At 37.7% G+C, this 25,169-nt stretch carries 25 protein-coding genes and 1 other annotated feature; all 25 genes read left to right on the top strand.

The genetic code is table 11. The features are described 5' to 3' along the window. Positions 1 to 74 precede the first annotated feature (74 nt). The 25 genes from hrcA (at position 75) to glyS (ending at position 25,041) form a co-directional block, all read left to right on the top strand. Positions 75 to 1,106 (top strand): heat-inducible transcriptional repressor HrcA, encoded by a 1,032-nt coding sequence (hrcA, locus tag ACSVDH_RS20130; RefSeq protein ID WP_439250048.1) that lies wholly within the window; start codon positions 75 to 77, stop codon positions 1,104 to 1,106. A 122-nt stretch (positions 1,107 to 1,228) separates the two neighbouring features. Continuing rightward, the gene (gene grpE, locus ACSVDH_RS20125; RefSeq protein ID WP_439250049.1) at positions 1,229 to 1,816 is read left to right on the top strand and encodes a nucleotide exchange factor GrpE; all 588 of its coding nucleotides are present in this window, start codon (positions 1,229 to 1,231) and stop codon (positions 1,814 to 1,816) included. A gap of 38 nt (positions 1,817 to 1,854) precedes the next feature. Next, the gene (gene dnaK / locus ACSVDH_RS20120; protein WP_439250050.1) at positions 1,855 to 3,687 is read left to right on the top strand and encodes a molecular chaperone DnaK; all 1,833 of its coding nucleotides are present in this window, start codon (positions 1,855 to 1,857) and stop codon (positions 3,685 to 3,687) included. Between the two features lie 217 nt (positions 3,688 to 3,904). After that, on the top strand, positions 3,905 to 5,026 hold the full coding sequence (gene dnaJ, locus ACSVDH_RS20115; protein WP_439250051.1) for a molecular chaperone DnaJ: 1,122 nt from the start codon (positions 3,905 to 3,907) through the stop codon (positions 5,024 to 5,026). 52 nt (positions 5,027 to 5,078) lie between these two features. Then, the gene (gene prmA, locus ACSVDH_RS20110; protein ID WP_439250053.1) at positions 5,079 to 6,017 is read left to right on the top strand and encodes a 50S ribosomal protein L11 methyltransferase; all 939 of its coding nucleotides are present in this window, start codon (positions 5,079 to 5,081) and stop codon (positions 6,015 to 6,017) included. Between the two features lie 63 nt (positions 6,018 to 6,080). Further along, complete coding sequence (locus ACSVDH_RS20105) at positions 6,081 to 6,836, top strand: 16S rRNA (uracil(1498)-N(3))-methyltransferase (RefSeq protein ID WP_439250054.1); 756 nt, start codon at positions 6,081 to 6,083, stop codon at positions 6,834 to 6,836. 6 nt (positions 6,837 to 6,842) lie between these two features. Next, positions 6,843 to 8,204, top strand: coding sequence for a tRNA (N(6)-L-threonylcarbamoyladenosine(37)-C(2))-methylthiotransferase MtaB (gene mtaB / locus ACSVDH_RS20100; protein WP_439250056.1), 1,362 nt, complete (start codon positions 6,843 to 6,845; stop codon positions 8,202 to 8,204). A gap of 397 nt (positions 8,205 to 8,601) precedes the next feature. Beyond that, positions 8,602 to 9,252, top strand: a complete 651-nt coding sequence (deoC, locus tag ACSVDH_RS20095; RefSeq protein ID WP_439250312.1) for a deoxyribose-phosphate aldolase — start codon at positions 8,602 to 8,604, stop codon at positions 9,250 to 9,252. 230 nt (positions 9,253 to 9,482) lie between these two features. After that, positions 9,483 to 9,656, top strand: coding sequence for a 30S ribosomal protein S21 (rpsU, locus tag ACSVDH_RS20090; protein ID WP_010678174.1), 174 nt, complete (start codon positions 9,483 to 9,485; stop codon positions 9,654 to 9,656). A gap of 14 nt (positions 9,657 to 9,670) precedes the next feature. Further along, on the top strand, positions 9,671 to 10,117 hold the full coding sequence (locus ACSVDH_RS20085) for a GatB/YqeY domain-containing protein (RefSeq protein ID WP_439250057.1): 447 nt from the start codon (positions 9,671 to 9,673) through the stop codon (positions 10,115 to 10,117). Positions 10,118 to 10,366: 249 nt separating this feature from the next. Then, the gene (locus ACSVDH_RS20080; protein WP_439250058.1) at positions 10,367 to 11,686 is read left to right on the top strand and encodes an NfeD family protein; all 1,320 of its coding nucleotides are present in this window, start codon (positions 10,367 to 10,369) and stop codon (positions 11,684 to 11,686) included. A gap of 72 nt (positions 11,687 to 11,758) precedes the next feature. Next, positions 11,759 to 12,751: a flotillin-like protein FloA gene (floA, locus tag ACSVDH_RS20075; protein WP_299087787.1), complete on the top strand. Its 993-nt coding sequence runs from the start codon at positions 11,759 to 11,761 to the stop codon at positions 12,749 to 12,751. Positions 12,752 to 12,821: 70 nt separating this feature from the next. Then, positions 12,822 to 13,292, top strand: coding sequence for a YqfB family membrane protein (locus ACSVDH_RS20070; RefSeq protein WP_439250060.1), 471 nt, complete (start codon positions 12,822 to 12,824; stop codon positions 13,290 to 13,292). A 71-nt stretch (positions 13,293 to 13,363) separates the two neighbouring features. Continuing rightward, positions 13,364 to 13,651, top strand: a complete 288-nt coding sequence (gene yqfC / locus ACSVDH_RS20065) for a sporulation protein YqfC (protein ID WP_439250061.1) — start codon at positions 13,364 to 13,366, stop codon at positions 13,649 to 13,651. Positions 13,652 to 13,773: 122 nt separating this feature from the next. Further along, positions 13,774 to 14,961, top strand: coding sequence for a sporulation protein YqfD (yqfD, locus tag ACSVDH_RS20060; RefSeq protein WP_439250062.1), 1,188 nt, complete (start codon positions 13,774 to 13,776; stop codon positions 14,959 to 14,961). Between the two features lie 3 nt (positions 14,962 to 14,964). After that, positions 14,965 to 15,930 carry a PhoH family protein gene (locus ACSVDH_RS20055; RefSeq protein WP_299087798.1) on the top strand — a complete coding sequence of 322 codons (966 nt, stop codon included), beginning with the start codon at positions 14,965 to 14,967 and terminating at the stop codon, positions 15,928 to 15,930. A gap of 217 nt (positions 15,931 to 16,147) precedes the next feature. Next, a complete protein-coding gene (locus ACSVDH_RS20050) occupies positions 16,148 to 18,316 on the top strand; it encodes an HD family phosphohydrolase (RefSeq protein WP_439250064.1) in 2,169 nt (722 codons plus the stop codon). Further along, positions 18,313 to 18,795 carry an rRNA maturation RNase YbeY gene (ybeY, locus tag ACSVDH_RS20045; protein ID WP_439250065.1) on the top strand — a complete coding sequence of 161 codons (483 nt, stop codon included), beginning with the start codon at positions 18,313 to 18,315 and terminating at the stop codon, positions 18,793 to 18,795. Before ACSVDH_RS20050 ends, ybeY begins: the two co-directional genes overlap by 4 nt. Continuing rightward, on the top strand, positions 18,767 to 19,141 hold the full coding sequence (locus tag ACSVDH_RS20040; protein ID WP_299087803.1) for a diacylglycerol kinase family protein: 375 nt from the start codon (positions 18,767 to 18,769) through the stop codon (positions 19,139 to 19,141). Before ybeY ends, ACSVDH_RS20040 begins: the two co-directional genes overlap by 29 nt. Positions 19,142 to 19,295: 154 nt before the next feature. Beyond that, the gene (locus ACSVDH_RS20035; protein WP_366945146.1) at positions 19,296 to 19,727 is read left to right on the top strand and encodes a cytidine deaminase; all 432 of its coding nucleotides are present in this window, start codon (positions 19,296 to 19,298) and stop codon (positions 19,725 to 19,727) included. Further along, positions 19,720 to 20,631 (top strand): GTPase Era, encoded by a 912-nt coding sequence (gene era / locus ACSVDH_RS20030; protein ID WP_439250066.1) that lies wholly within the window; start codon positions 19,720 to 19,722, stop codon positions 20,629 to 20,631. Before ACSVDH_RS20035 ends, era begins: the two co-directional genes overlap by 8 nt. Before the next feature lie 192 nt (positions 20,632 to 20,823). Beyond that, the gene (locus ACSVDH_RS20025; RefSeq protein ID WP_066334717.1) at positions 20,824 to 20,967 is read left to right on the top strand and encodes a YqzL family protein; all 144 of its coding nucleotides are present in this window, start codon (positions 20,824 to 20,826) and stop codon (positions 20,965 to 20,967) included. 33 nt (positions 20,968 to 21,000) lie between these two features. Further along, a complete protein-coding gene (gene recO, locus ACSVDH_RS20020) occupies positions 21,001 to 21,753 on the top strand; it encodes a DNA repair protein RecO (protein WP_439250068.1) in 753 nt (250 codons plus the stop codon). 55 nt (positions 21,754 to 21,808) lie between these two features. Further along, positions 21,809 to 21,991 (top strand) — a binding site (T-box leader). A gap of 103 nt (positions 21,992 to 22,094) precedes the next feature. Next, the gene (glyQ, locus tag ACSVDH_RS20015; protein ID WP_439250069.1) at positions 22,095 to 22,985 is read left to right on the top strand and encodes a glycine--tRNA ligase subunit alpha; all 891 of its coding nucleotides are present in this window, start codon (positions 22,095 to 22,097) and stop codon (positions 22,983 to 22,985) included. Next, on the top strand, positions 22,978 to 25,041 hold the full coding sequence (gene glyS / locus ACSVDH_RS20010) for a glycine--tRNA ligase subunit beta (RefSeq protein WP_439250070.1): 2,064 nt from the start codon (positions 22,978 to 22,980) through the stop codon (positions 25,039 to 25,041). The genes glyQ and glyS overlap by 8 nt, the downstream gene beginning before the upstream one ends. The last annotated feature ends 128 nt before the right edge of the window (positions 25,042 to 25,169 follow it).

The following is a 25,169-nucleotide window of genomic DNA, read 5'->3' as shown; positions in this document are numbered from 1 at the left end:
TTATTTTGGTTTTGATACCTTTTTATATATATTTAGCACTCGCATTCCTAGAGTGCTAACAGAGGTGATAATAGTTGCTTACAGATCGCCAATTGTTGATTCTACAAGTAATTATTGATGATTTTATTCATTCTGCTCAGCCAGTTGGTTCGAGATCATTAGCGAAAAAAAGTGAAATTACGTTTAGCTCAGCTACGATTAGGAATGATATGGCTGACTTAGAGGACCTTGGATTTATTGAAAAAACACACAGTTCATCAGGGCGTGTTCCATCTGAAAAGGGATATCGTTATTATGTAGACCATCTTCTGTCACCACAGCGTTTGACAAAGACAGAAGTTGGCCAAATAAAATCAATATACGCTGAAAAGATCTTTGAACTAGAAAAGGTTGTTCAAAAATCTGCACAAATTTTATCTGAATTAACAAATTACACTTCAATTGTTCTTGGTCCGAAAGTGACTGAAAATCGCTTGAAGAGAATTCAAATTGTACCGATAAATGATGAAGCAGCTGTTGCGATTATCGTGACAAACACAGGTCATGTAGAAAATCGAACCATCACGTTCCCAGAGTCTATTGACCCGAGCGATATTGAAAAAATGGTGAATATCCTTAATGAGAGGCTAGCAGGTGTTCCGCTGGTAGATCTGCAGGATAAAATATTCAAGGAAGTTGCGACCGTTCTTAAGAAACATATTCAAAATTATGATATGCTGTTGAAGGTAATGGCAGGAACGTTGAAGCTAAATGAAAATGAAAAGATTTACTTCGGCGGGAAAACAAATATGCTAAGCCAACCAGAATTTGCTGATGTCGGAAGAATTAAATCATTACTAACAATGATTGAGCAAGAAAAAGAATTATATGGGTTATTACAAACAAATCATTCAGGAATTACTATTAAAATTGGTAAAGAAAATGATAATATAGCAATGGAGAATTGCAGTTTGATTACGGCTACCTATTCATTTGGTGAAAAACAGCTAGGAACAATTGCTGTTTTAGGACCGACAAGAATGGAATATTCACGTGTTGTTAGTTTAGTGAACAGAATGACCCGTGATTTGTCCAAAACACTGACTAATTTGTATTATGGTTCTTAAGCTTGGTTATATTGAAAATGGGATGGAATTAGATTAATTCCATCCGATTCCCATGTTTATAAAATACTGACATCTATCATTCTTTAATCTTTACAACATTCCTATTAAGGAGGTGAAACAGTGTGTCAAACGAAAAAAACGTTGCAGAACAAGAGGAAACAGTAGATACTGTACAAAATGAAAATGCTGACGCAGATGTTGAGGTTGTTGAAGCTGACGATGTCATCGTTGAAGATCGTACTGAAGCAAGTGATGAATATGAGCAAAAAATCGCCGAACTTCAAGCAAAGCTTGATGAAGCTGAAAACAAATTGCTTCGCTCTCAAGCAGACTTTGAAAACTACAAAAGACGAAGCCGCTTAGATTTGGAGGCAGCCCAAAAATATCGTGCACAAAGCTTAGTATCTGAAATTATACCTGCTCTTGATAATTTTGAAAGAGCGTTACAAATAGAAGCAGATAATGATCAAACAAAATCATTGCTACAAGGTATGAACATGGTCTATAACCAATTAGTTCAAGCGTTAAAAAATGAAGGCGTTGAAGCGATCAATGCTGTTGGTGAACAATTTGATCCTCATATTCACCAGGCTGTTATGCAGGTGGAGGATGAAAAGTATGAATCCAATACGGTTGTTGAAGAGCTACAAAAGGGCTATAAATTGAAGGATCGAGTTATTCGCCCTGCAATGGTAAAAGTAAATCAATAACTTTCAATTCTTACATAATTAACAGGAGGTTATAGTTAATGAGTAAAATTATCGGTATCGACTTAGGTACAACAAACTCATGTGTAGCAGTTTTAGAAGGCGGAGAACCGAAAGTGATCCCAAATCCAGAAGGAAACCGTACGACTCCTTCTGTAGTAGCCTTCAAAAACGGTGAACGACAAGTTGGTGAGGTTGCAAAGCGTCAAGCGATCACAAACCCAAATACAATCATTTCTATTAAACGTCATATGGGTACTGACTATAAGGTTGAAATTGAAGGTAAAAGCTATACTCCACAGGAGATTTCTGCGATTATCCTTCAACACTTAAAATCTTATGCAGAAGAATATTTAGGCGAGCCTGTTACAAAAGCAGTTATTACTGTGCCAGCTTATTTTAATGATGCTGAGCGTCAAGCAACAAAAGATGCTGGTAAGATTGCAGGTCTTGAAGTAGAGCGTATCATCAATGAACCAACTGCTGCTGCATTAGCATATGGTTTAGACAAAACGGATGAAGATCAAACGATCCTAGTTTATGACCTCGGCGGCGGTACATTTGATGTATCTGTTCTTGAGCTTGGAGACGGTGTATTTGAAGTTCGCTCAACTGCTGGTGACAACCGTTTGGGTGGAGACGACTTCGACCAAGTCATCATTGATTATTTAGTTGCTGAATTCAAAAAAGATAACGGCATTGATCTGTCTAAAGATAAAATGGCATTACAACGCTTAAAAGATGCAGCTGAAAAAGCGAAAAAAGATCTTTCAGGTGTAACATCAACACAAATTTCACTTCCATTTATCACAGCTGGAGAAGCGGGGCCGCTTCACTTAGAAGTAAGCTTAACACGTGCTAAATTTGATGAGCTATCAGCTGATTTAGTAGAAAGAACAATGGGACCTGTTCGCCAAGCATTAAGCGATGCTGGCCTTTCTGCAAGTGAGATTGACAAAGTGATTCTTGTTGGTGGTTCAACTCGTATTCCTGCTGTGCAAGAAGCGATTAAAAAAGCTCTAGGCAAAGAACCGCATAAAGGAGTTAATCCTGATGAGGTTGTTGCTCTAGGTGCGTCCATTCAAGGCGGCGTTATCACTGGCGATGTTAAAGATGTTGTACTACTTGACGTAACTCCGCTTTCATTAGGTATCGAAACAATGGGCGGTGTATTCACAAAGCTAATTGATCGTAATACAACGATTCCAACAAGTAAGTCACAAGTGTTCTCAACTGCAGCTGATAATCAAACAGCAGTAGATATTCACGTGCTGCAAGGTGAACGTCCAATGGCGGCTGATAATAAAACATTAGGTCGTTTCCAATTAACAGACATTCCGCCAGCACCACGAGGTGTACCTCAAATTGAAGTATCTTTTGATATCGACAAAAACGGTATCGTAAATGTTCGTGCAAAAGATCTTGGTACAAATAAAGAGCAAGCTATTACGATTAAATCTTCTACAGGCTTATCAGATGAAGAAATTGAACGTATGGTAAGAGAAGCAGAAGAAAATGCGGATGCTGATAAAAAACGTAAAGAAGAAGTTGAGCTTCGCAATGAAGCAGATCAATTAGTGTTCACAACTGAAAAAACATTAAAAGATCTTGAAGGTAAAGTTGATGAGGCAGAGGTAACGAAAGCAAACGAAGCAAAAGACGCTTTAAAGGCTGCGATTGAGAAAAACGATTTAGAAGAAATCAAAGCGAAAAAAGACGCACTTCAAAACATCGTTCAAGAGCTTTCTGTCAAACTTTACGAAGAGGCTGCAAAGCAAGCTCAGGCTCAGCAAGGCGGAGAAGCTGCTAGTGGCAAAGCTGCAGATGACGTTGTAGATGCTGAATTTGAAGAAGTAAAAGACGACGATAAATAATCCCCCTTTGGTGAAAAGTCAAAGTCAGGCTTGTCTTGACTTTGACTTTTTTTGGGGTAAAAGGCTAAAGTTCAACCATCTACTTTAATCACATAATCATTCATCATGATAGTAAAAAGCATATGATACAGCAACAAACTGGAGAACTATTTGTTGCTTTTCCTCTCTTTTGAGTGATACAATTTACTTTATGTGAGAAAATCGGGAGTGAGAAATTATGAGCAAGCGTGATTACTATGAAGTCCTTGGGTTAAGTAAGAACGCGACCAAAGATGAGATAAAAAAAGCTTATCGTAAGCTTTCGAAGCAATACCATCCTGATATTAATAAAGAAGCAGACGCAGCAGATAAATTTAAAGAAATCAAAGAAGCCTATGAAACCTTAAGTGATGATCAAAAGAAAGCACACTATGATCAGTTTGGTCATACAGATCCAAATCAAGGCTTTGGCGGTGGTGCTGGCTTCGGCGGGGATGGCTTTGGCTTTGAGGATATTTTTAGTTCAATCTTTGGCGGAGGAACAAGAAGACGTGATCCGAATGCACCAAGACAAGGTGCTGACCTGCAGTACACAATGACATTAGACTTTGAAGAAGCTGTTTTCGGGAAAGAAACAACGATTGAGATCCCAAGAGATGAAACATGTGAAACATGTAATGGTTCTGGTGCACAAAAAGGGACAAAGCCTGAAACTTGTACACATTGTGGCGGCAGCGGCCAATTAAACGTGGAGCAAAATACTCCATTTGGCAGAATCGTTAACCGTCGTGTATGCCATCATTGTGAAGGAACAGGTAAAATGATTAAGCATAAATGTGGAACATGCCGCGGAACTGGTAAGGTAAAGAAACGCAAAAAGATTCAAGTGAAAATTCCTGCAGGTGTTGACGATGGTCAGCAATTGCGTGTTTCAGGACAGGGTGAACCAGGAGTTAATGGAGGACCTCCTGGTGATTTATATGTCGTTTTCCATGTAAGAGAACATGAGTTTTTTGAAAGAGATGGCGATGACATCTATTGTGAAATGCCGTTAACATTTGCTCAGGCAGCGCTTGGAGACGAGATCGAGGTTCCAACACTTCATGGCAAAATAAAGCTAAAGGTTCCAGCAGGAACACAAACAGGTAAAAAATTCCGCTTGACTGGAAAAGGGGTTCCAAATGTTAGAGGTTATGGCCAAGGTGACCAATACGTCATCTTACGCGTATTAACCCCAATAAACTTAACTGAAAAACAAAAGGAATTATTACGCGAATTCGCGGAAATTAGCGGGGCAAAGCCCGATGAACATGAAGAAAGCTTTTTTGATAAGGTAAAGCGAGCGTTCAAAGGGGATTAAATAAAAAATTCATTAAGTAAAGATATTGTTAGAAGGATTGGAGTTGGTAGATATGAAGTGGTCAGAATTTAGTATTCATACAACACAAGAAGCGGTTGAACCCATTTCAAATATCCTGCATGAGGCTGGAGCAAGCGGAGTAGTTATTGAGGATATTGCTGATTTTGTTAAGGAAAGAAGTACAGCTTTAGGAGAAATCTACCAACTAGATCCGACAGATTACCCTGAAGAAGGGGTTGTTGTAAAAGCGTATTTACCAATCAATAGTTTTCTTGGTGAAACAGTTGACGGGATAAAAGCAGCTATCAACAATTTGCTTGTATATGATATTGATCTCGGGAAAAACCAGATCACGATTAGTGAAGTAAATGAAGAAGAATGGGCAACAGCTTGGAAAAAATATTATCATCCTGTGAAAATCTCTGACAAGTTTACGATTGTTCCAACATGGGAGATTTATGAGCCTGTCAGTTCAGATGAATTAATTATTGAGCTTGATCCAGGGATGGCATTTGGGACTGGTACACATCCAACAACTGTCCTTTGTATCCAGGCGTTAGAACGGACGGTTCAAGAAGGTGATCGCGTGGTCGATGTTGGTACAGGATCAGGGGTATTATCAATTGCAGCTGCTTTGCTTGGAGCTAAAGAAATTCATGCCCTTGATTTAGATCAAGTGGCAGTAGAAAGTGCACGAATCAATTGTAAGCTAAACAAAGTGCAAAATGTTGTTTCTGTTTCGCAAAACAATCTATTGGATGGAATTGAAGGTCCAACAGACCTCATTGTATCAAATATATTGGCGGAAATTATTGTTCGATTTATTGATAAGGCCTATGATGTCTTGAAACAAGGCGGAACATTCATTACATCAGGTATCATTCAAAATAAAAAGCAAGAAGTGAAGGATGCACTTCAAAAAGCTGGTTTTATAATAGAAGAAACAATGGTTATGGAAGATTGGGTTGCGTTTATTGCAAGGAAGCATTGAAGTGATTAGGGGCAGCAGACCCCTGTTTTTACAAAGTGTCAAACAATAATAGGGGTGGCTGCTATGCAACGGTATTTTATCGAAGAAGTAAAAGCTAATCTTGAATCAACTATCAACATTACCGGTGATGATGTCCATCATATTTCCCGTGTATTGCGCATGCAAGAAGGTAGTCGGCTTTTTTGCTGTACAAAGGATGGGTTTGAAGCGCTTTGTGAAATTGCTGAAATTACCAATGACCAAGTAAACTGTTTTATAATAAAATGGATGACGGTAAACCATGAGCTTCCGATAGAGGTCGTCATAGCGAGCGGGCTGCCTAAAGGGGATAAACTCGAATGGATTATTCAAAAGGGAACCGAATTAGGTGCTGCTTCCTTTATCCCTTTTAATGCTGCTCGTTCAATCGTTAAACTCGAACCTAAGAAGTTCGGAAAAAAACTTGATCGTTGGAGAAAAATTGCAAAAGAAGCAGCTGAGCAATCATATCGCAATAAAGTTCCATCTGTATTTGAACCTTGTCAGTTCGCAGATTTATTAAAGCATGCTGCAGATTACGATGTTAAGATTGTTGCCTATGAGGAATCGGCTAAGCAAGGTGAGAAAAAAAACCTCGCTAAGGCTTTCGCAAAATTAACAGAGGGCGGGTCATTATTTGTCGTTTTTGGCCCTGAAGGTGGATTAACAGAGCAAGAGGTGGCAAAGCTCGAAGGAGAAGGTTTTCTTACTTGCAGCTTTGGTCCAAGAATTTTAAGAACAGAAACAGCACCTTTATATGTATTATCAGCTGTTTCGTATTATTTCGAATTATCGAGGTGATGAATGATGGCTACAGTTGCCTTTCATACATTAGGTTGTAAAGTAAATCATTATGAAACAGAAGCCATTTGGCAATTATTTAAAGAGGCTGGCTATGAACGTACAGAGTACGAACAAATCGCAGATGTTTATGTTATCAATACATGTACAGTAACGAATACAGGGGATAAAAAAAGCCGTCAGGTTATTCGCCGTGCAATTCGTAAAAACCCTGATGCTGTTATTTGTGTGACAGGCTGCTATGCTCAAACCTCTCCGGCAGAAATTATGGCGATACCTGGTGTAGATATTGTTGTTGGAACACAAGATCGTGTGAAGATGCTGGACTATATTGAGCTATTTAAAAAAGAAAGACAACCAATTAATGGTGTGCGAAATATTATGAAAACCCGCGTATATGAAGAGCTTGATGTACCTTCATTTACCGATCGCACACGAGCTTCATTAAAAATTCAAGAAGGCTGTAATAATTTCTGTACGTTTTGTATTATCCCATGGGCGCGAGGCTTAATGCGATCACGTGATCCAAAAGAGGTTGTTGCCCAAGCACAGCAGCTTGTAAATGCTGGCTATAAGGAAATTGTTTTAACAGGTATTCATACAGGCGGATATGGTGAGGATTTAAAGGATTATAACCTTGCGATGCTTTTAAGCGACTTGGAAGAACAAGTAGAAGGCTTAAAACGCATTCGTATCTCATCGATTGAAGCAAGCCAAATTTCTGATGAAGTTATTGAGGTTTTGAAAAAATCAAAGAAGGTTGTTCGCCATCTGCACATTCCGATCCAATCCGGTTCAGATACAGTATTAAAACGTATGCGTCGAAAATATACGATGGAATTCTTTGCTGAAAGACTAGATCGTTTAAAAGAAGCTTTACCTGGTTTAGCGATTACGTCAGATGTTATTGTTGGATTCCCGGGAGAAACTGAAGAAGAATTTATGGAAACTTTTAACTTTATTAAAAAGTATTCGTTTTCAGAGCTGCACGTTTTCCCGTATTCGAAACGGACTGGCACACCTGCTGCTCGAATGGATAACCAAGTTGATGAGGACATTAAAAATGAACGTGTCCATCGCCTCATTGAATTATCTGACCAATTAGCAAAAGAATATGCCTCACAGTTTGAAAATGAGGTATTGGAAGTCATTCCAGAGGAACCATTTAAAGAAACGGATAACGAAGGCTTATATGTAGGCTATACTGATAATTACTTAAAGGTCGTTTTCCCTGCTTCGGAAGAAATGGTCGGTAAGATTGTAAAAGTAAAAATAATAAAGGCCGGCTATCCTTACAACGAAGGACAATTTGTAAGGGTAATTGACGAGCCAATCCAAACAGAAGAAAAGATTCGTCTTTCTTCTTAATACACTTCGAAAGGGTTGACATTTGTCAATCCTTTTTTTGATCGTTAGGAAAGTATAACTTTTTTGTACTTAGTTTTGGTGTTTAGCTCCAGGAGCCATCGGCGAAGCACAGGACGTGCAAGTGCAGTTAATGCGACAGGACGTCGCGTTTTTAACTGTCTCTAGGGTCTAGTCAAATCGAAATTGAAGGTAAAGAACTCCTTCTATTCCGATTCGCCTTATGCTTGTCGTCGAATGCTTAGCGCCATGCGCTTTTCTTACATCTTTGTAGTGTAAATTGTCTTAATTCGTACAAATTAAATTTGTACTCGTTTTTATTTCTCAATAATGATAAGATGTAAGAGGTCAGACAACTATATACATAAAGGAGCGATGGATCTTGTCGAATATAGCAAAAATGATCGATCACACAGCTTTAAAAGCGGATACTACAAAGGAAATAATTGAAAAGCTTTGTCATGAGGCCAAAGAATATAAATTTGCATCTGTATGTGTAAATCCAACCTGGATAGAAACCGCTGCACAGCTATTAGCAGGATCAGATGTAAAAGTATGTACGGTAATTGGTTTTCCTTTAGGTGCTAACACACCTGAAACAAAAGCGTTCGAAACAAGGGATGCGATTGAAAAGGGAGCAACTGAGGTTGATATGGTAATTAATATTGGTGCCCTTAAAGATAATAATGATGTACTTGTTGAACGAGATATAAAAGCAGTGGTTGAAGCTGCAAAAGGGAAAGCATTGACAAAGGTAATTATCGAAACCAGTCTTCTAACAGAAGAAGAAAAGGTAAGAGCATGTGAGCTTTCTGTAAAAGCTGGAGCAGACTTTGTAAAAACCTCAACTGGGTTTTCAACAGGCGGAGCAACTGTAGAAGATATTGAATTGATGAGAAAGACAGTTGGTCCTAATATTGGTGTTAAAGCATCTGGCGGAGTCCGTGATACTAAAGGTGCAGAAGCATTAATAAATGCCGGTGCAACTCGTATTGGAGCAAGCTCAGGAGTAGCAATTGTAAAAGGTGAAACATCGAATTCTGATTATTAATTTTTGTGAGCGCATTTTTTTCTATAATAGAACGAATATACAATCAGTCATTTAAAGCTAGCATAAAATAATCAAATCATTCAAAGAATATTTTATAAACGGACTTTTTATGATATGAGTTGACCTGCATTATTCGTTATATTATAATTGCAAAGTACATGTTTAGTCATACTATAGACATGTTTTATTTAAAGATGTCGATTGGTTGTATTCGGAGGGAGGGAAAGAGAATGTCAAAAACGGTCGTTCGTAAAAACGAGTCGCTTGAAGATGCTCTTCGTCGTTTCAAACGTACTGTATCAAAAAGTGGTACAATACAAGAAGCTAGAAAGCGCGAATTCTATGAAAAACCTAGCGTAAAGCGTAAGAAAAAGTCTGAAGCAGCTAGAAAGCGCAAATACTAAAAGAGGGTGTACTGATGAGTCTTCTTGAGCAATTTAATCAAGATATGAAACAAGCGATGAAAAACAAAGAAAAAGACAAATTAGCTGTCATTCGAATGGTGAAGGCTGCTTTGCAAAATGAAGCCATTAAGCTTGGCAATAGCGAATTGTCTGAAGAAGAAGAATTGACGGTTCTTTCTCGCGAATTAAAGCAACGTAAAGACTCCCTCCAGGAATTTAAAAATGCTAATCGTTTGGATTTAGTAGAAAAAACACAAGCTGAAATTGACGTTTTGGTCAATTATATGCCTGAACAGCTTTCTGAAGAAGAGGTCCTTGAAATTGTGAAACAAACCATTTCAGAGGTCAATGCTTCATCTAAAGCAGATATGGGGAAAGTAATGGGAGCACTCATGCCCAAGGTTAAAGGAAAAGCAGACGGCAGTCTTGTAAACAAGCTTGTTCAACAACAACTATCATAAATGATATTAAGACACCTTGCTATGCAAGGTGTCTTTTAATATTTGGATGTTTTCGCAAACCAGTTGTTCTTTAAGCTTAAAGTAAATTTGTATTACTCAGCTCACCTATATTAGAAAAAAGCTTTTAAAAAATAGTCTTTATTTTAATGAAAACTTAAAACGTACATAAAATTTATTGAGAAACAATGAAACTAATTGAAAGCGAAATCGTATTAAAAGTAGGGCTCACTTGAGAGGAGGGTTTAGACGATGAAAATGCGCTTTTTTCAGCTTATGATCGCTTTTGCTTTTATTTTATCCTTATTGACAGGTTTTAGTCAGGAGCTTCGAGCTGATTCACATCAAAAGGTATATGTTATTCCTCTTGAAGAAACAGTTGAGAAGGGTCTCGCTCAATATATTAAGCGAACGATCTCAGAAGCTAATGCTCAAGAAGTCGATCATATCATCTTAGAAATTAATACATTAGGCGGAGCTGTTGACGGTGCAATGGAAATTGCGGATACACTGCGGTCAAGTGAAATTCCAATTACAGCATACATTAACAGAAGAGCCATTTCTGCTGGGGCATATATAGCGTTGAATGCTGACAAAATCTATATGGCTCCAGGAAGTCAGATGGGATCTGCCGCTATTATAACCGGCGATGGGAATGCGGCAGACGATAAGGCACAATCACTTTGGCTGTCAGAATTAAAGGAAGCAGCAGAACGAAACGGACGTGATCCGAAATATGCGTTAGCTATGGCAGATAAGGAAGTTGATATCCCTGAATATGGTGCTGGAAAAGGGGATTTGCTGACTCTTGAGTCAAAGAGTGCCTTGGAGGTTGGCTATTCAGAAGGGACTGCAAAAGACCGCCAAGACTTATTAAACCAACTAAATCTTTCAAATGCTGAGATCATTAAAGCAAAAGAGAGCTTTGCTGAAAAAGTTGCACGATTTATTACACATCCGGTTGTTGTCCCTATTCTGTTATCAATTGGAAGCTTAGGATTAGTTGTTGAACTTTATTCACCAGGCTTCGGTCTTGCTGGGTTTGCAGGACTAACATCATTATTTCTATTTTTCTATGGTCACTTAGTGGCGGGATTAGCAGGAATGGAATCCGTTATTTTGTTTTTATTAGGTATTATATTTCTCATCGCAGAACTGTTTGTACCGGGTGCCATACTTGGTGTCTTGGGTATTGGCAGCATCATCGCAAGCTTATATATTGCTTCAGGTAATGTTGTCAATATGACGATTTCATTAGGAATTGCTCTTGCTGTTTCCATTACAGCATCCATTTTATTAGTAAAGGTGTTTGGAAAACGTATGAATCTATTTAAAAAATTAATCTTGCGTGACTCAACAAATACCGAAAGCGGTTATGTATCAAATAAATCGCGGACTGACTTATTAGGATTAGAAGGAGTTGCTATGACAACGTTAAGACCTTCAGGAACAGCTGTGATTGCCGAAGAACGTATAGATGTTGTAACAGAGGGTAGTTATATAGCAAAAGGACAGCGTGTAAAAGTTGTCAAAGTGGAAGGGGCAAGAATTGTTGTAAGAGAACTGAACTGAGAATATTGTTAATCTTAGCATGTAATATGACGATACTTATTACATTAATATGAAATATGAGGAGGAAAAACAATGGAAGCATCAGCGATACTGATCATTGGACTTGTCATTTTAGGTTTAATCTTTTTAGGCATTTTTTTTACATTTGTACCAATAGCTTTATGGATTTCTGCACTAGCAGCGGGTGTAAGAATAAGCATTTTTACTTTGATTGGAATGAGATTACGACGCGTTATTCCAAGCAGGGTTGTAAACCCGTTAATTAAAGCTCACAAAGCAGGACTAAGTGTCACGACAAATCAGCTAGAAAGCCATTATTTAGCTGGAGGAAATGTAGACCGTGTTGTTAATGCTTTAATTGCAGCAGAAAGAGCGAATATTGAATTAACCTTTGAACGATGTGCGGCAATTGACCTCGCAGGTCGTGACGTGTTAGAAGCCGTTCAAATGAGCGTTAACCCTAAAGTAATTGAAACGCCGTTTATCGCCGGTGTTGCGATGGATGGGATTGAAGTGAAGGCAAAAGCAAGAATTACTGTGCGGGCAAATATTGAACGCTTAGTCGGGGGTGCCGGTGAAGATACGATTATTGCTCGTGTTGGGGAAGGGATTGTAAGTACGATCGGTTCATCTGATAACCATAAAAAAGTGCTGGAAAATCCGGATCTAATCTCACAAACCGTTTTAGGGAAAGGACTGGATTCAGGTACGGCCTTTGAAATCCTTTCGATTGATATTGCAGATGTAGATATCGGTAAAAACATTGGTGCCGAATTACAAACAGAACAAGCAGAAGCAGACAAGAAAATTGCACAGGCTAAAGCGGAAGAAAGAAGAGCGATGGCTGTTGCTCAAGAACAAGAAATGCTTGCTCGCGTCCAGGAGATGAAGGCTAAGGTTGTGGAAGCAGAGGCAAAGGTACCTCTTGCTATGGCTGAAGCACTGCGCTCTGGCAACATCGGTGTAATGGATTATATGAATATTAAAAACATCTCCGCAGACACAGATATGAGAGATTCAATCGGAAAAATTAATCAAGACAATAGTGATAATGACCAATACTAATTAAGTTAAACCTATTTAATTCTTAAACTTGACACATATCCCATTCCTCATGTAAAGGAGGGAGCAACTTATGGAGCTGCTTACAGAAATCATTACAAATCCAATCGTTTGGGGGATCCTTGCTTGGGTGTTCACAAAAATTTTCACATCCAAGAAAGACGAAGCACCTAATGAACAACCTAAAAAGCAGGTGAATCAACCAAACGAAAGAAAAAACTCAAGACCATATCCTAAGCCCGTAAAAACGACGATTGAGCAAAAGCACCGGAAAGAGGCTACTCAGGTTGTCGAAACCGTACAGCAGGCATATGAAAAAATGAAAAATCTGCAACCTGCACACGCTTTAAATGATAACCAAGTAAGAAAACAACATAAGAAGGTTAATCGTCAGGTACCGCTTCCGAAAGGAAAAAGAACAATTAACCAAAACCGCCTTAGTATTAATAAACAAAAGGCGGTTCAAGGGATTATTTGGAGCGAAATTTTAGGTCCGCCAAGATCTCAAAACCCACATTACACTCGAAATAGAAGACATTCATAACTTCTAGCAATAATCGTGTTATAAGAACCCGCTTTCTCTCATACATATGAGATGAAAGGGGGTCTTTTTTTATGGCAAAAAAGTGGCGTCAGCAGCTAACAAAATGGATTACAAATACAATTGAACTACCGCCGGATGTCATGATGGATCTTCCTAGAATTACGATGGTTGGACAGCTTCATATTTACATAGAAAATCATCGAGGTCTCCTTACATTCACTGATACGGAGCTTCGTCTTCTATTAAAGCAAGGACAACTTTTAATTAAAGGAGAAGCCTTTGTCATAAAGACGATCTTACCAGAAGAAATCCTTCTTGAAGGGAAAATAAGTCAGGTTCTCTATCTTGATGGAACGTGACGAATAACTTTAATTCAATCATGATGGTAAGTCTGCTGTGTAGGGAAACTAAATTTTTACACAGCAGGCAAACAATGGACTAGTATAAGCTATATCTATGCTGTTTATATAGGGGGATGAGCATGAAAAATCAATGGACAAGTTTTTTGTTTGGGATTGTAAAAGTAAGTATTCAGGGAAGGGGAACCGAACGTTTTTTAAATGACTGCATTCGTGAAAAGATCGTTGTTTGGAATGTTAGCAGAAATCACAAGGAAGGAATGAATTTTTTCATTCGCCTTCAAGATGTACATGCCTTAAGGAGAGTCGTGAGGAAAAATGAATGCAAATGCCATTTTGAAAAAAGATTGGGTTTCCCATTTTTCCTAAGAAGATCTTGGCGAAACAGCGGTTTTGTATTAGGTCTGTTTGCATTTTTGCTTGTTATTTTCGCTTTATCAAATATGATTTGGGGTATAAAAGTTGAAGGTGCCTCTCCTGAAACAGAGCATTTAATTAAAAAAGAACTATCACGTATCGGGGTTAAAACAGGCAAATTTCAATTTTTTGTAGAAAATCCAGATGAAATTCAAAAAAGCTTAACAGATAATATTGAACAAATCACATGGGTGGGTGTAGAGCTAACGGGTACAACCTATCATTTAAAGGTAGTGGAAAAAAATCAACCTGAAGAAGAAAAGCTTGTAAGCCCAAGGCATATTGTCGCAAAGAAAAAAGCAACCATTACGAAAATGTTTGTTGAGCAAGGGCAGCCACTGACAACCTTACATGAAAATGTGCAAAAAGGGCAAATATTAGTCTCTGGTTTAATTGGAAAAGAGGATGAACAGAAAAAAGTGGCTGCGAAAGCAGAAATTTTCGGTGAGACATGGCATTTATCGACGATTACTCTTCCATTAAAGACGACTTTTCATGTATTAACTGGGGAAGATAAACATAAGCATTATCTTCAATTTGGTTCCTTTAAGCTTCCGATTTGGGGATTTAAAGATCCTGAATTTTCCTCTTATATTGTTGAAGATGATGTCAGGTATGTAAAATTTTTAAATTTTACCTTGCCGATCGCATATATAAAAGAAACGTATCGTGAGAATGAAAAAGTCACCAGAGAATATACGGAATTACAGGCAAAGGAAGCCGCATTAGATCGAGGCCGTAAAAATATTGAGGATAAACTGGGCGAAGGTGAAAAAGTAATTGGAGAAAAAGTTTTGCACGAGTCGATTGAGAATGGTAAAGTAAAATTAACCGTTCATTACCAAGTCATAGAAAATATCGTAAAAACTACACCAATTGTTCAGGGAGATTAAAGAATGCCAGAAGAATTAGTGACATTGAGTCAAGAATTAGAAAATCCAAATGAAGCCATCGCTTTATTTGGAAATCATGACGTTCATCTTAAACGAATCGAAGAAGAATTAAATGTATCGATTGTAACGAGAGGCGGAGCCGTTTTTGTTTCAGGTGACTCCGAACACGTTAAGCTGGTGGATGAACTGTTAAAATCACTGCTCGTTATTATCCGCAAAGGGATAAATATTAGCGAACGTGATGTGATCTATGGGATTACCATGGCTAAAGAACAACGATTAGATCAATTTGAACATCTGTATGTACAAGAAATCGCAAAAACTGCCAAAGGAAAATCCATCAGGGTTAAAACTTTGGGTCAGCGTCATTATATTGCTGCTATACAAAACAAGGATTTAGTTTTTGGGATAGGGCCAGCTGGAACGGGTAAAACATATTTAGCTGTTGTGATGGCTGTTAATGCTTTAAAAAACGGAAGTGTTAAACGAATTATTTTAACAAGACCAGCTGTTGAGGCCGGTGAAAGCTTAGGCTTTTTACCTGGAGATTTAAAAGAAAAGGTAGATCCTTACCTAAGACCTTTATATGATGGACTTCATGATGTTTTAGGAATGGAGCATACCGGAAGGCTTATTGAGAGAGGTACTATCGAAATCGCTCCTCTTGCCTATATGAGAGGCAGGACGTTAGATGATGCATTCGTTATTTTAGACGAAGCACAAAACACAACACCAGCACAAATGAAGATGTTTCTGACACGGCTGGGCTTCGGCTCTAAAATGGTTATCACAGGTGACCGTACACAGGTTGATTTGCCAAAGGGTGTTAAATCAGGTTTAACGGTTGCAAGAGATATCCTTGCAGAGGTTTCCGGCATTTCATTTGTAGAGCTGGAACAATCAGATGTAGTAAGACATCCGCTTGTTGCAAAAATTATTTCAGCATATGAAAGTGCCAATGAAGGTTAAGTGACCCGAGCCTGAATTCGGGTCACTTCTTTTTTAGGGGTGTTGAAAACAAAAGATTATTGTAAAATATAATCGGAAAAACCCTTGGAAAGGTGCTTTTTTTGTTATATTTTGTCTTAAAGGTTGAACATTTTTCGATAAAAAGAAATAATGAAAGAAGTGAACAGAAAAGTATTAAAAATTTTTGATTTATGTGCAGTAAAAGGTGGTGCCTTTTGTGAAGAAGAAAAAGACTGAGAAACAAAAACCAAATCAATTCATCGAAAAACTAAATAATTATAAGTTCCTCCATGTTTTTTTATATGCCATTTTAGCTGTTATTTTATTTGTATCACTTTATAGTAATGTGAAGCCAGAAACATTAGACATTGAGCTTTTTACTGTTTCCGATCAAACGATTTACTCGCCAACTACAGTTGAGGATAAAGTTGAAACGGATCGAAAAAAACAAGAGGCATATGATTCGGTTGAAGATCAATATGTGTTAAAGAAGGAAATTTCCGAAAAACAAGTTGATCTTATTTCGTCAATTTTCGATGCGATTATTGAAGTTCATCAGGAGGAAGAAGCAAATAAAAATGAGGAAAACACCTCAACAGCTATATTAACTCCTGAAGAAAAGGTAAAACGTTTACAAGATAAATTAACACCATCAATAAACAACAAAATTTCAAAGGAAACCTTTATTCCTTTGCTTACTACCACCAAAGATGAGCTAATCCTTGCTAAGGATGCAGTTGTAACAGCGGTCAATAATATTATGAGCAAGGAAATTCCAATTATTCAATTGACAGAAGCGAAAAAACAGGTTGTTGAGGAACTGCAATATACATCGCTGAAACCAGAAGTACTTCAAGCGGCTACAGAACTAGCTCGTTTTGCGATTACTCCAAATGTTGTTTTTGATCTGGATGCTACAGAGGAAAAAAGACAGCAAGCTGTTGATGCGGTGAAGGAATCTCAAATTAAACAAGGACAAATCCTTGTTGAAGAGAATGAACTGATCAACAGGGAAGTTTATCGCAAGCTAGGATTAGTAGGACTGCTGGACAATCAGCAATCATATAAACCGTTTTTAGGATTAGGACTATTAATTCTTTTAATTCTTATTGGGGTTATCTACTATTTCGAAAAGAAGGATGACCCTATTGCTAAGAAAAACAACTCTTTACTTTTGTATTGCTTAATTTTTGCCATTACCATTCTTTTGATGAAAATCGTTAGTCTGTTTCAAAAGATTGATTATACCCATATCGGTTATCTTGTTCCTGTAGCAATGGGTGCTATGCTTGTTAAACTGTTACTTAATGAACGGTTAGCGATTTTGACATGTATGATATTTGCAATTTGCGGAAGTGTTATATTTAATGAAGGTATAACAGGCAGTTTTAACTTTTCTGTAGGAATCTATTATTTATTTGGATGTCTTGCAGCGGTATTATTTTTTGGGGAGCATAATCTTAGATCGAAAATTTTACAAGCGGGATTATTTGTTGCCGGGATGAACGTACTCGTCATAACCGCAATTATGCTCATTCGAAACAGCAGCTATTCAAATGTTGAAATTGGCTCATATTTTATAATGGCCTGTGTATCAGGATTAGTTTCTTCCGTTTTAACTATTGGTTTTATGCCATTTTTTGAAACCGGATTTGGAATCCTATCAACGATGAAGCTAATTGAGCTCTCAAATCCAAATCATCCATTGCTTCGAAAGATTTTGACTGAAACTCCAGGGACTTATCATCACAGTGTAATGGTTGCGAATTTGTCGGAGTCTGCATGTGAAGCAATAGGGGCAAATGGGCTTTTGGCACGAGTAGGTGCCTATTATCATGATATTGGCAAAACGAAGCGTCCACAGTATTTTATTGAAAATCAAATGAATATTGAAAACCCACATAATAAACTATCTCCACAGCTAAGTAAAAATGTTATTATTTCACATGTAACAGATGGTGTGGAGATGTTAAAAAAGAATAAAATGCCAAAGGAATTTATAGATATTGCAGAACAGCACCATGGTACATCTTTATTAAAGTATTTTTATCATCAAGCAAAGGAAACAAATCCGTCCATTTATGAAGAGGAGTTCCGTTACCCTGGTCCAAAACCGCAAACAAAGGAAATTGCGATTATTTCAATCGCTGATAGTGTGGAAGCAGCTGTTCGTTCAATGGCAAACCCTACACCTGAAAAAATAGAAAAGCTTGTTCGGTCGATTATTTCGGATCGGCTGCAGGATCATCAATTAGATGAATGTGATTTGACCTTAAGAGAACTTGATATTATTGCAAAGTCTTTTTGTGAATCGCTAAAAGGGATTTTCCATTCTAGAATTGAGTACCCAGAATTAACTAAAAAACAGAAGGTGAAGCAAGCATGAGATTAATCATCGATTGTATTGACGAAACAAATGAATTAACAGAAGAAGAACAAACAAAAGTAGTGGATTTGCTGCAATTTGCAGCAGATGTCGAAAATGTAAAGCAAGATGCTGAGTTATCTGTTACGTTTGTAACAAACGAGCGTATCCAAGAGATAAATCGGGATTACCGTGATAAGAATCAACCTACAGATGTCATTTCTTTTGCTTTAGAAGAAATGGGGGAGGGGGAAATCGAAATTGTCGGATTGGAACAACCCCCTATGTTAGGTGATATTATCATTTCCATTCCTCGCGCAAGGGAACAGGCAATTGAATATGGCCATTCATTTATGAGAGAACTGGGATTTCTTGCTGTCCATGGTTTTCTGCATTTACTTGGGTATGACCATATGAATGATGAAGATGAAAAAAGAATGTTTACTAAGCAAAAGGAAATTTTAGATAGCTATGGGCTTAAAAGATCAGCCGATCTCTGAGTGGAGAAGGTTTTCTAAAAGCTTTATATTTGCGTGGAGTGGAATTATCCAAACGTTGAAAACAGAACGGAATTTTCAAATTCATGTGATAATTTCGATCTTGGTGTTTATCGTTGGTTTTTTCTTTGAATTCACATTAATGGAGTGGGTGATCATCCTGTTCTTAATCGGTGGAATGCTGGCTTTGGAATTAATGAATACGGCGATCGAGCATGTCGTTGATTTAGTTACTGATGAATTTAAGCCGTTGGCAAAGGCGGGAAAAGATGCTGCTGCGGGTGCCGTTTTGGTTTATGCAATTCTTTCGGTTATAATAGGAATTATCATTATGTTCAATCATATTTGATTTTTAATCGAAACTTGAACGTTTTAAATTTTTAAGGTTATATTTACATATTTTAAGTTTATTGCGAATGTATTCCGAAAATTCTTACATTTAAATTACAAAATCGTTGAAAACGTGAATTCACTGTGAAAATTAGGTAAAATAAAGGTAGGCAATGGAAATTGCCTTTAGGGAAGGAAGAAAGTTAGTGAACATTGAACAACTCATCAAAGAAGCTAAAGCAGCACGTGATATGGCCTATACTCCCTACTCAAAATTTAATGTAGGCGCCGCTTTGTTAACAAAAGATGGTAAAATATATAGAGGCTGTAATATTGAAAATGCTGCCTACAGCATGACCAATTGTGCTGAACGTACAGCCCTTTTTAAAGCTTTTTCTGAAGGTGACAAAGAGTATGCTGCAATAGCAGTTGTTGCTGATACGAAAAGACCAGTTCCGCCATGTGGAGCATGCCGTCAAGTCATTTCAGAACTTTGTCCAAAGGATATGAAAGTCATTTTAACAAACCTTCATGGTGATATTGAAGAATTAACCGTACAAGATTTACTACCAGGAGCATTTTCAGCGGAGGATTTACATGAGTAATAGTCAAGGATATAAATCAGGATTTGTTTCAATTATTGGAAGGCCAAATGTCGGAAAGTCAACGTTTATTAATCGGGTAATCGGTCAAAAAATTGCGATTATGAGTGATAAACCGCAAACAACTAGAAACAAAATCCAAGGTGTTTATACAACAAACAGTTCACAAACGATTTTTATCGATACACCGGGTATTCACAAGCCAAAGCATAAGCTCGGAGATTTTATGATGAAGGTAGCTCATAACACCTTAAAAGAAGTGGATCTCATTCTTTTTATGATTAACGCCGAAGAAGGCTATGGTCGAGGGGATGAGTTTATCATTGAACGATTAAAACAGACTAATACACCTGTTTTTTTGATCATTAACAAGATTGATCAAATTCATCCAGATGAGATTTTACCTTTAATCGAGCAATATAAAAATCTATATCCTTTTAGAGAAATTGTCCCGATCTCTGCTTTGCAAGGGAATAATGTAGAAAGGCTCTTGAAGCAAATTGAGGAAATCTTACCGGAAGGTCCTCAATACTATCCTGAGGATCAAGTAACAGATCATCCCGAGCGCTTTATCATTACGGAGTTGGTTCGTGAAAAAGTTCTTCACTTAACGAGGGAGGAAATCCCACACTCAGTTGCAGTTGTCATGGACACACTTGAAAGACGCGAAAATAATCAAGCTATTTTTGTAGGAGCTACAATCATTGTAGAGCGTGACTCTCAAAAAGGGATTATTATAGGAAAAAAAGGAAGCATGCTCAAAGAGATTGGTAAAAGGGCTCGTGCTGATATTGAGGCATTGCTAGGGTCTAAGGTCTTTTTAGAGTTATGGGTGAAGGTTCAGAAGGATTGGCGAAATAAAGCTTCACAGTTAAGAGATTATGGATTTAGGGAAGATGAATATTAATCCATTTCCTTTGCTCTGATCAGCCAATTAAATGTGCTTCATAACGATCTACTAAACAAATACTTTTCCTATTCATAAAATGTATTAGCAAAAATTGTTTAACATGAATCGGACTAAAGAAGGTCAAGATAACTATAAAGAAATTGGATATAAATTGCTTGCTAGTGTTAACAACTGAAAGGTGGGGTTTTTATGTTGGATTTTACCTGGAAGGTCTTTTCGCAAACAGGTAGCATTGATACGTATCTTCTTTTTAAAGAATTAGAAAAGGAGAATGATGACGGACCCGATTCTCAAGATGATGAACTAGCTGAAATGGATTTTCCAATTTCCTAAATCTTGCCTAAACCTTTGGAAGGTGAGGGAAATTTGCTTCAAAAATGTGAAGGAATTGTAATTCGAACAACGGATTACGGTGAAACAAACAAAATCATTACCATATATACCCGTGAAGCTGGAAAAGTTGGGGTAATGGCAAGGGGCGCGAAAAAAACAAATAGTCGCCTTACGTCCATTACCCAACTTTTTACGTATGGAACATTTTTATTTCAAAAAACAAGTGGTTTAGGCAGTCTTCAGCAAGGGGAGACGATTCGTTCTTTAAGGGGAATTCGCGAGGATATTTTCCTAACCGCATATGCTTCTTACATAGCTGAATTACTGGATAAAAGCACAGAAAATCATGAGCGTAATCCCTACTTATTTGAACTGTTAAAACAGACTTTTGAATATTTAGATGACGGAGTCGACCCGGATATCTTGGTTAATATTTTTGAAATGAAAATGTTGACCGTTTTAGGTCTTCACCCCCTGCTTGACGGTTGTGTTTTATGTGAAAGTAAGGATGGCACTTTTCATTTTTCAATCCGAGAAGGCGGATTTATCTGCCATAGATGCTTTGAGCATGATCCTTACAGGTTACAAATATCTCGAATAACGGTAAAATTATTACGGCTGTTTTATTATTTTGATTTAAGTCGACTAGGGAATATTTCAGTAAAGCCTGAAACGAAAAGTGAATTAAAATCGGTGATCCAAGCCTATTATCAAGAATATTCAGGTCTGATACTGAAGTCTAAACGATTTTTAGATCAAGTAGATTCCTTAAAAGGAAAACTATAGTATGTGCGCTGTTGACATCCGATCATTTTTCGATTAATATGCAAGTATAATTTAACATTTTGCGTTGAAGGAAAAGAGTACTTACGAATAACCCAATGAAAGCGACCTTAGGACGGTGAAAGCTAAGGATTGGTTCGTAACGAAAGGCATTCCGGAGCAGTATTTTTAAGTGGCTTATTATCTTTTTTAAAATGATAAGCAATTAGGGTGGAACCGCGGGTATGCTCTCGTCCCTATGTCATGAATGGTGGCATAAGGATGAGGGCTTTTTGTTTTTTTGTCATCATAAAAGAATGACAAAAGCATTATGCTTTTATTTATTATGGAGGTGTAAGGAATCAATGAATATTCAAGACATGATTTTAACGCTGCAAAAGCATTGGTCTGATCAAGGCTGTGTGCTGATGCAAGCCTATGATACTGAAAAAGGTGCGGGAACAATGAGTCCATATACATTTTTAAGAAGTATTGGACCAGAGCCATGGAAGGTCGCATATGTGGAACCATCAAGAAGACCTGCTGATGGAAGATATGGGGAAAATCCGAACAGACTTTATCAGCATCATCAGTTCCAAGTGATCATGAAGCCATCCCCGGATAATATTCAGGAATTATATTTGGATTCATTACGTGCTCTTGGAATTGACCCGTTAGAGCATGATATTCGCTTTGTTGAGGATAACTGGGAAAATCCTTCACTAGGCTGTGCCGGTTTGGGCTGGGAAGTGTGGCTTGATGGAATGGAAATCACACAATTTACATATTTTCAACAAGTCGGCGGTTTAGAATGTAAACCAGTATCTGCTGAAATTACGTATGGAATTGAGAGATTGGCATCATATATCCAAGATAAAGAAAATGTTTTTGATTTAGAGTGGACAGACGGCTTTACGATTCGGGATATTTTCTTAATGCCTGAATATGAGCATTCAAAATATACATTTGAAACATCTGACACTGACATGTTATTTCAATTGTTCTCAACCTATGAAAAAGAAGCAAATCGTCAAATGGACGAAGGGCTTGTCCACCCAGCATATGATTATGTTTTAAAATGCTCCCATACGTTTAACCTGCTTGATGCAAAAGGGGCTATTTCTGTCACAGAACGAACAGGTTATATCGGCCGGGTCCGTAATTTAGCACGTAAAGTAGCAAAAACCTTTTATGAAGAAAGGGAAAAACTTGGTTTCCCAATGTTAAATAAGGAAGGAGGAGCAAAGGATGAGTAAGCAGGATCTATTAATTGAAATTGGCTTAGAGGAAGTTCCGGCACATTATGTAACAGATGCAATGAATCAGTTCAGTGAAAAGGTAACAAATTGGTTAAAGGATCAGAAGCTTTCTTTTGGAACGGTAAAAGCCTATTCAACTCCTAGAAGATTAGCCGTATTAGTTAAGGATGTTGCAGATAAACAGCCAGATATTGAAGAGGAAGCAAAAGGTCCGGCGAAAAAAATCGCGCTTGATGAAAACGGCAATTGGTCCAAAGCGGCAATCGGCTTTACAAAAGGTCAAGGTGCTTCTGTAGACGATATTTATTTTAAAGAGATTAAAGGTGTCGAGTACGCCCATGTGCAGAAATTTATCGCGGGAAAAGAGACGAAAGAGCTATTGACGGAAATGCGTCAAATCATCACAGGCTTAACATTTCCTAAAAATATGCGCTGGGGAAGTCAGGAAATGCGGTATATTAGGCCGATCAAATGGCTTGTGGCTTTATTTGGCAAGGATGTCATCCCATTTGAAATCGCAGGTGTACACACAAATTCCTTTAGCTATGGACACCGTTTTTTAGGTGCTAAGGTTGAAATTGCTGCACCGTCATTATATGAAGCGGCTTTATTAGAGCAATTTGTCATCGCTGATCCTGTAAAAAGGAAAGAAGCGATTGTCAATCAATTAACTGATCTTGAGAAAGCACAGGATTGGGTCATTCCTGTAGATGAAGACTTGCTTGAAGAGGTCAATAATTTAGTTGAATACCCAACTGTATTATTCGGAAATTTTGAAAAGGAATATTTGGCTTTGCCTGATGAAGTTTTAGTTACAACGATGAAGGAGCATCAACGCTACTTCCCAGTAAGAAATCAAAGCGGCCAACTTCAACCGTTTTTTGTTACAGTTCGTAATGGTGATCATCATCACCTTGAAAATGTGGCGAGGGGAAATGAAAAAGTACTCCGGGCAAGACTTTCTGATGCAAACTTCTTCTATAAAGAAGACCAAAAGCTGAAAATTGAAGATGCGGTTCAGAAACTAAATAAAATTGTTTTTCATGAAGAGTTGGGAACGTTAGGAGAAAAGGTTAACCGTATTGTGATGCTTTCAGGCTTACTAGCAGAAAAACTAGGAGTCGGCAGTGAAGAAAAACAGGATATAAAACGCGCTGCATCTATTTGTAAGTTTGACCTAGTGACAAATATGGTTTATGAATTTCCTGAGCTTCAAGGGAAAATTGGTGAAAAATATGCTCGGATAAGTGGTGAAAAAGAAGCTGTTTCTATTGCTATTAATGAACATTACATGCCGCGTCATGCAGAGGATGAAGCACCTGCTTCAACAGTCGGAGCAGTTGTTGCTTTAGCAGATAAGCTTGATACCATCTCGGGATTCTTTGCAATCGGCAAAATTCCAACAGGTTCTCAAGACCCATATGCATTAAGAAGACAAGCGAGCGGAATCGTGCAAATCCTTCTTCATAAGAAATGGAAGCTTGAATTACCTGAATTGATTCAAATGGCCCTTACATTATTTGGGGATAAAGAAACAGTTGAAGCAAGCAAAGAGCTCCAAGCATTCTTTAAACTTCGCATAAAATATTTATTAGCAGAAGAAGAAATTCGTTATGACTTAGTTGAAGCTGTTTTAGACTCTTCTACATTTGAAGTGACGTCAATGGTAGAAAGGGCAAAGGTTCTTGAAGCAGCCTCAAGCGAAGAAGATTTTAAAGAAACAGTAGAGGCACTTGCACGCGTAATGAACATCGCGAAAAAAGGCGCTGATCAAGAAATAAATGTACAATTGTTCGATAGCGAATATGAGAGATCACTTTATGAGGCATATGTAGATGCAGCAGAAAGGATAAACACACAAAAAACTGCCGGTAATGAGCGAGAAGTTTATCATATTTTAGCAAGCTTAAAAAGTGTCATAAATGATTACTTTGAACATACGATGGTCATGTCAGAGGATGAAAACATCAAAGCAAACCGCTTAGCTCAAATGGTAAAGCTTTCAACGCTTATCGAATCGTTTGCAAAAATGAGTGTAATCCTTGTAAAATAATAAAGCTCTTGAAAATCAAATGGGGTTTGGCAGATATGTCAGACCTCTTTCTTTTATTCATAAACGGTTTAAAGAAAGATAAAACAAACTACTTTTCAAAATAATATTAAAGTATATAATAATTTTAT

The organism is Metabacillus sp. Hm71 (assembly GCF_051842955.2).
Taxonomy (GTDB): domain Bacteria; phylum Bacillota; class Bacilli; order Bacillales; family Bacillaceae; genus Metabacillus.
The sequence above is the reverse complement of the archived record's forward strand: the minus strand, read 5'-3'. Positions and strand labels throughout refer to the sequence as shown.

What these genes read in the sequence shown, in the direction of transcription:
- ACSVDH_RS20025 (WP_066334717.1), top strand. Translation starts at nt 20,824, where the DNA reads ATGTTGGATTTTACCTGGAAGGTCTTTTCGCAAACAGGTAGCATTGAT.
- prmA (WP_439250053.1), top strand. Translation starts at nt 5,079, where the DNA reads ATGAAGTGGTCAGAATTTAGTATTCATACAACACAAGAAGCGGTTGAA.
- ACSVDH_RS20055 (WP_299087798.1), top strand. Translation starts at nt 14,965, where the DNA reads ATGCCAGAAGAATTAGTGACATTGAGTCAAGAATTAGAAAATCCAAAT.
- ACSVDH_RS20085 (WP_439250057.1), top strand. Translation starts at nt 9,671, where the DNA reads ATGAGTCTTCTTGAGCAATTTAATCAAGATATGAAACAAGCGATGAAA.
- dnaK (WP_439250050.1), top strand. Translation starts at nt 1,855, where the DNA reads ATGAGTAAAATTATCGGTATCGACTTAGGTACAACAAACTCATGTGTA.
- floA (WP_299087787.1), top strand. Translation starts at nt 11,759, where the DNA reads ATGGAAGCATCAGCGATACTGATCATTGGACTTGTCATTTTAGGTTTA.
- dnaJ (WP_439250051.1), top strand. Translation starts at nt 3,905, where the DNA reads ATGAGCAAGCGTGATTACTATGAAGTCCTTGGGTTAAGTAAGAACGCG.
- deoC (WP_439250312.1), top strand. Translation starts at nt 8,602, where the DNA reads ATGATCGATCACACAGCTTTAAAAGCGGATACTACAAAGGAAATAATT.
- yqfC (WP_439250061.1), top strand. Translation starts at nt 13,364, where the DNA reads ATGGCAAAAAAGTGGCGTCAGCAGCTAACAAAATGGATTACAAATACA.
- ybeY (WP_439250065.1), top strand. Translation starts at nt 18,313, where the DNA reads ATGAGATTAATCATCGATTGTATTGACGAAACAAATGAATTAACAGAA.
- ACSVDH_RS20105 (WP_439250054.1), top strand. Translation starts at nt 6,081, where the DNA reads ATGCAACGGTATTTTATCGAAGAAGTAAAAGCTAATCTTGAATCAACT.
- mtaB (WP_439250056.1), top strand. Translation starts at nt 6,843, where the DNA reads ATGGCTACAGTTGCCTTTCATACATTAGGTTGTAAAGTAAATCATTAT.
- ACSVDH_RS20035 (WP_366945146.1), top strand. Translation starts at nt 19,296, where the DNA reads ATGGAAATTGCCTTTAGGGAAGGAAGAAAGTTAGTGAACATTGAACAA.
- ACSVDH_RS20070 (WP_439250060.1), top strand. Translation starts at nt 12,822, where the DNA reads ATGGAGCTGCTTACAGAAATCATTACAAATCCAATCGTTTGGGGGATC.
- yqfD (WP_439250062.1), top strand. Translation starts at nt 13,774, where the DNA reads ATGAAAAATCAATGGACAAGTTTTTTGTTTGGGATTGTAAAAGTAAGT.
- glyS (WP_439250070.1), top strand. Translation starts at nt 22,978, where the DNA reads ATGAGTAAGCAGGATCTATTAATTGAAATTGGCTTAGAGGAAGTTCCG.
- ACSVDH_RS20080 (WP_439250058.1), top strand. Translation starts at nt 10,367, where the DNA reads ATGAAAATGCGCTTTTTTCAGCTTATGATCGCTTTTGCTTTTATTTTA.
- rpsU (WP_010678174.1), top strand. Translation starts at nt 9,483, where the DNA reads ATGTCAAAAACGGTCGTTCGTAAAAACGAGTCGCTTGAAGATGCTCTT.
- glyQ (WP_439250069.1), top strand. Translation starts at nt 22,095, where the DNA reads ATGAATATTCAAGACATGATTTTAACGCTGCAAAAGCATTGGTCTGAT.
- ACSVDH_RS20040 (WP_299087803.1), top strand. Translation starts at nt 18,767, where the DNA reads ATGGGCTTAAAAGATCAGCCGATCTCTGAGTGGAGAAGGTTTTCTAAA.
- era (WP_439250066.1), top strand. Translation starts at nt 19,720, where the DNA reads ATGAGTAATAGTCAAGGATATAAATCAGGATTTGTTTCAATTATTGGA.